Genomic DNA, 696 nt, shown 5'->3' on the forward strand with positions numbered 1-696 from the left:
TAAATTAAAAACAAAATACAACGATTTGGCTCAGTGCAGACTTGAAAGTTTATCGCTTTCTACTGCCCTACTTGCCATATACTAATCGTTAGCTGTAACTATTCTAATTAAACATCTAAAGAATGAAAAAAAGATTACTTTTATACCTAGTTACCTTGATTTTTTGTGCTTGTAAGGAAAAAAGTAATGACAGAAAATCGTTCATACTTGATCATGATATTAAAAAATCAGATTTTTTTAATAGCGATCTATTAATTTCATCTCAATTATCTACTTGGGATGAAAAGTATACAATAACAAACAGAGATACAGTTATTTTTAAATTTATTTTGGATAATAATGAAAGCTTAAGAAATTTAGCAAATAATGAAAATCTAGAATATGAAGAATTTTTTTCATTTGGTTATACTCAGGAAGTTTATCCGATAAGAATTCCACTTTTCACAAATGTTCGGAAAGAATCTGATACTTTGCGTTTTCGAATTGACATTTCAAAATTAAAGGATAAAGAGTTTATGAAAAGAGGGAATAAGAAAGTCGAATTTTATGGTGAGATAAGGTCTAGTTTTATTGATAATAAATTAGATTGGCAGTATGACACAACTTTTGTATCAACTAAAGAGATTCTGTTAATTAAATAATTTTGTGATAACACGTACTAAAATACAGCTAATAATTAGGGCTTAGTTTGGTCTT

1 protein-coding gene is annotated in these 696 nt (G+C 27.2%); it reads left to right on the top strand.

The features are described 5' to 3' along the window. The first annotated feature begins 122 nt into the window (after positions 1-122). Positions 123-641: a hypothetical protein gene (locus PL77_RS29865; protein ID WP_044213726.1), complete on the top strand. Its 519-nt coding sequence runs from the start codon at positions 123-125 to the stop codon at positions 639-641. The last annotated feature ends 55 nt before the right edge of the window (positions 642-696 follow it).

Origin of the sequence: Flammeovirga sp. OC4 (assembly GCF_000812565.1) — a bacterium.
In the GTDB taxonomy this organism is placed as follows: domain Bacteria; phylum Bacteroidota; class Bacteroidia; order Cytophagales; family Flammeovirgaceae; genus Flammeovirga.